The 4,244-nt window shown below is 38.0% G+C and carries 6 protein-coding genes; 4 read left to right on the forward strand and 2 right to left on the reverse strand.

Annotated features, from left to right (window positions below; genetic code table 11):
- Window positions 1-191 precede the first annotated feature (191 nt).
- The gene (locus JQC92_RS21210; protein ID WP_205001524.1) at window positions 192-530 is read right to left on the reverse strand and encodes a P-II family nitrogen regulator; all 339 of its coding nucleotides are present in this window, start codon (window positions 528-530) and stop codon (window positions 192-194) included.
- 263 nt (window positions 531-793) lie between these two features.
- Here JQC92_RS21210 and JQC92_RS21215 point away from each other — a divergent pair, with 263 nt between their 5' ends.
- The 4 genes from JQC92_RS21215 (at window position 794) to JQC92_RS21230 (ending at window position 3,302) form a co-directional block, all read left to right on the forward strand.
- On the forward strand, window positions 794-1,309 hold the full coding sequence (locus JQC92_RS21215) for a GspH/FimT family pseudopilin (RefSeq protein ID WP_205001525.1): 516 nt from the start codon (window positions 794-796) through the stop codon (window positions 1,307-1,309).
- Window positions 1,310-1,599: 290 nt separating this feature from the next.
- On the forward strand, window positions 1,600-2,133 hold the full coding sequence (locus tag JQC92_RS21220) for a GspH/FimT family pseudopilin (protein ID WP_205001526.1): 534 nt from the start codon (window positions 1,600-1,602) through the stop codon (window positions 2,131-2,133).
- A 73-nt stretch (window positions 2,134-2,206) separates the two neighbouring features.
- On the forward strand, window positions 2,207-2,686 hold the full coding sequence (locus JQC92_RS21225; protein ID WP_205001527.1) for a DUF2947 domain-containing protein: 480 nt from the start codon (window positions 2,207-2,209) through the stop codon (window positions 2,684-2,686).
- A 49-nt stretch (window positions 2,687-2,735) separates the two neighbouring features.
- Window positions 2,736-3,302 carry a chalcone isomerase family protein gene (locus tag JQC92_RS21230; protein WP_205001528.1) on the forward strand — a complete coding sequence of 189 codons (567 nt, stop codon included), beginning with the start codon at window positions 2,736-2,738 and terminating at the stop codon, window positions 3,300-3,302.
- A gap of 47 nt (window positions 3,303-3,349) precedes the next feature.
- On the opposite strand, the gene JQC92_RS21235 is transcribed toward JQC92_RS21230, so the two are convergent.
- On the reverse strand, window positions 3,350-3,970 hold the full coding sequence (locus tag JQC92_RS21235; protein ID WP_420851337.1) for a TetR/AcrR family transcriptional regulator: 621 nt from the start codon (window positions 3,968-3,970) through the stop codon (window positions 3,350-3,352).
- Window positions 3,971-4,244 lie beyond the last annotated feature (274 nt).

The following is a 4,244-nucleotide window of genomic DNA, read 5'->3' on the forward strand; positions in this document are numbered from 1 at the left end:
AATTTACTAGAGTAATCATGAGCGGTGGTTTCAGGGTCTTTTTTACAAACTATATTCTCGCAAACCCTGCTCATGATTTCGAATAATTAAGCTCAGTTCATAAAACTGTCCGAACTATTGTAAAATGAGAGAATATAAAACCATGGAGGGCCATGGTTTTATATAAGTTGATGTGAAATTGCTAGAAATTCTTAAACAGCATCTTCGTTTTCTTCGCCAGTACGAATACGGATGACTCTTTCAACATCCGTCACAAATATTTTTCCATCGCCTATCTTGTTGGTTCTAGCCGTTTCGACTATCGCTTCTAATGCTTGCTCTAACATTTCATCTTGAACAACGATTTCTAATTTTACTTTCGGAAGAAAATCAACCATGTATTCAGCACCACGATAAAGCTCTGTATGACCTTTTTGGCGTCCAAAGCCTTTTACTTCCATCACAGTCATACCGCTGATACCTATCTCAGCCAATGACTCTCGAACATCATCCAATTTAAATGGTTTGATGATCGCTTCAATCTTTTTCATTTCTATTCCCCAAAACAAATTCATTCATGCAATTTCAGCGATATCTACCAACATCTCTAAAAGCAAACCATACTTCTTAGATAATATTCTAGCCTTATCAAAAAATTTTTTATACCTAAGTAGGCTGCTCAATTAATTATTTTTCTCCGTTCAAGCTTACTCACACCGAATGAATACTGCCACTTTATTAGTAGTAAAGGATTATTCACTCGAATTTTTATATACGCTAAACTTTAATCATAAAAGGATTCAAGGAAGAAGCCGTGTTTAAGGTTAAAGGATTTACCTTATTGGAGCTCATGGTAACAATTGCAGTGGCTGCAATACTGCTTGTTATAGGCGCACCTTCTCTCAATAATCTATATCAGAGTGTTCGAACTGATATGGGCGCCAAGAAGCTTCATCAAACGATTGCTTATGCAAGAGGCCAAGCTGTTTCTTTAGGTCAAAATGTAACTGTATGCCATAGAAAGGAGGCCAACTGTACTAATGATTGGTCGAAGGGGCTCACAGTCTTCGTTGATCAAAATGGTAATAATATATTCGATGGTGACGATATGGAACTTACCCATACTGAAAACTTTAATGAGCACGACTCAATAAGCACCAATCAAACATTCATACAATTTCAGGCTGATGGAATGGCTTTCGGCACTCAAGCTACCGCCATATACTGTCCGGAGAACTCTACTAGTGTCACACCTAAAAAAGTAGTTGTTGCTCCAACAGGAAGAATTAAAATGGAAGACGCAACTTCAGCTGAGTGCCCGCAAGACTAGCTTGAGCACCAACTCGGGGCTGCTGTTCTTTCAGGGTTAAGCTTTGCGTTTACCTGTTCAAGGCGTAAGCAGTAAAGCTTAGCCATCTAAGAGAGGTGGTCACAACACAGTACAGTGAACGCTCAAAATCATTAAAGAAGAGAGCGCTTAAATTGGTCGTTCTTTCAAAATACAAAGTGCTGCGCTATCGCTGAAAAAACAATCACGAAAGATGACCCCACTCTAATACTAAAGGATGATTTAAACTAATTATTTATATATACTCGACTTTGTAATTAGGGAGTTTGTCTATGTCGAGTATTAAAGGATTTACATTAGTAGAGTTGATGGTAACGATTGCAGTTGCTTCGATTCTGTTAGTTATTGGGGCACCTTCTCTTACCTCTCTTTATGAAACCACCCGAGCAGACCAAAGTATTAGGAAGGTTCAAACCATCATTGCTTATGCTCGTAATCAAGCCATCAGCTATAACCAAGTGATAAATTTATGCCCGCAAGCTAATAATGTGTGTGGAAATGATTGGAAAGCGGGAATCCAAGTGTTTCGACCTGCACAAGGTGGACAAGCTCTAGCTCAACTACGCTATATAGAAGCCTTCAATGATAGCGACTTAATTAAGTTCGGTTTCAATCAACTTCAATTTACGCCTGATGGAAGAGTGAGTTTTCTTGCGAATGGTGCAGCAAGTGCAGACACTTTCTCTGCAACACTTTCATACTGCCCGAGTGATAAAAATAACGAACATTCACAATCCATTACCATTAACTCTGGTGGTGGCACACAGATCACAAAGTCTGGTGTAAATTGTAATACTTCCTCCTAAACCATCTACTGGTTAGAAATATCAATAAACAGTATACTAACGCCAATTAACGATAGTATTGCGAGATACCTTTTTGAACCTTTCTTATATTCCTTTAGATGAATATCGTCGTAAATGGATCTTTAATCACAATGAAATTCCAGTGTGTGATGAAGACAAAAACGCTATAAAACCTTTGACTGAAAAAAGTGCAATGCACATTTGGAACAAACTCATCAGTAATAAGAGTATTAGACCAGATCTTATATCAAAAGGTGATTGGGCCGCCAGAAGTAACAGCTGGAAAAAAGAGGGATTATGGCAAGCGGCATGGGACAGCGAAGAACCCCAACTTCCTGAACCAATACCTGAATCAATCGAATGGAATGATGACACCCCAGTATTTTTTTGTTATGAAAAGTACCAAGTCATAGAAACTACATGGAAAGTCTTCAAACGAAATTGGAAGTGCTTCCTTTTCTTTGATGATGGCCCGTTTCTTATTTCTTCAACTGAAAAACAAGCCATTTGGTTTCAACAAAATGGTGAATTTCAACTAGGGATCAGAAGTTAGACTAAACTCATGGAAGTTATTTTAGTTTTAATCAATTTATGAGGTAGTTATGAAACTTCTATCAAAATTGCTATTAATCACGATAGTACTTTTTGGCAGTCAAGCTATTGCAAAAAATATGAAAGTATCTGGTGTTTCTGTAGCCGATAACCTGAATATCGAAAGTAAGCCAATGTTACTTAACGGAAGTGGCGTAAGAAGTAAGTTCTTTTTCGACCTTTACGTCGGCAGCTTATACCTTTCAAACACAACGAAAGATGCAGATAAAGCCATGAATGAAACGTTTGCTGCTATTCGTTTAAATATCATTTCAGGCTTGATCACAAAAGACAAAATGCAGGAAGCTATCGTCGAAGGCTTCGAGCATGCGACCCACGACAATGTAAAGCCAATACAGTCCCAGATTGATGAGTTTATGTCTCTATTTGATACAGGCATAAAAGAAGGTGATCAATTCACTTTCGTGTTCCATAAAGGGGTTGGTGTGACTGCATATAAAAATATGAATAAGCTAACTGATATTAAAAACGAAACGTTCCGTAAAGCTTTGATGGCTATTTGGATCGGCGATAAGCCAGCACAAAAAAGCTTAAAAAAAGATATGCTTGCTCAGTAAGCATACCTATTAATACAAGGCACCAGATAGCGTGCCTTGTGTTTTAACTACACTTTATGTGCCTTTAAAAATAGCCTCGCTGATTCAGCAATAAACTTTGGTCTCAGTTCCACAAGATTTCCAGTATCTAAACCTAGCTCTAATCTTACTTTTAGCTCACCAAACAGCATTGAGCATAGCCTTATGGCGCTGTCTCTATAATTCCCAAAGTGATATAAACCATTTTCCTCAACTTTCATGAAGTACTCTTCAAGCATGTTAAAAATGTGTGTTGGTCCAGCGTCATAAAACATTCTTGATAATTCAGGGTGACTATCTGAGTTTGCAATACAGGCTTTATATACCGTAATCGCTTCGTGACTCACTATCATCTCACCAAATTTATGTGCAAATTCAGTAATGCATCGCTCTGCGTCTTCAGAATCATTCAACAAGCGGCCAGATAACTGATGCGCTAAGCAACGTGATTCAATCGCTGTAACGAATAAATCGTCTTTAGAACCAAAGTGGGAATACACTGTCTGCTTTGACACTCCAGCAATTTTTGCTACTTCATCCATACTTGTATGCGGAAAACCGTGCTCGCAAAATAATTGGATCGCTGCAGTTAAGATATTTAAACGCTTTTGTTCACTTTTAGAAAGTACAACTTTTTCACTCATGTTCATTTTCTTGTAATACCATTCACACTAATTGGATATGTTGATTAGGGTGAAATTTTAAAGTCAGTACAAGGCGCAAAGACGAGTCATAGCCGTAGCTATGGCGAGGAATTGCAACGCTGTAATGGCAAAAACAATTTCGCACTTTATGTCATAGTTAGGGACTGATCAGATCTATATGATCTAAAGTCACAAATACAAGCGAGCTCGCCAGAGCAGGAAGTCCAACTCTGGTGATAAATATCAAAAGCAAATTTGTTTTTAGTGAGCGTTTCCAGAA

It is taken from the genome of Parashewanella hymeniacidonis (genome assembly GCF_016900895.1).
In the GTDB taxonomy this organism is placed as follows: domain Bacteria; phylum Pseudomonadota; class Gammaproteobacteria; order Enterobacterales; family Shewanellaceae; genus Parashewanella; species Parashewanella hymeniacidonis.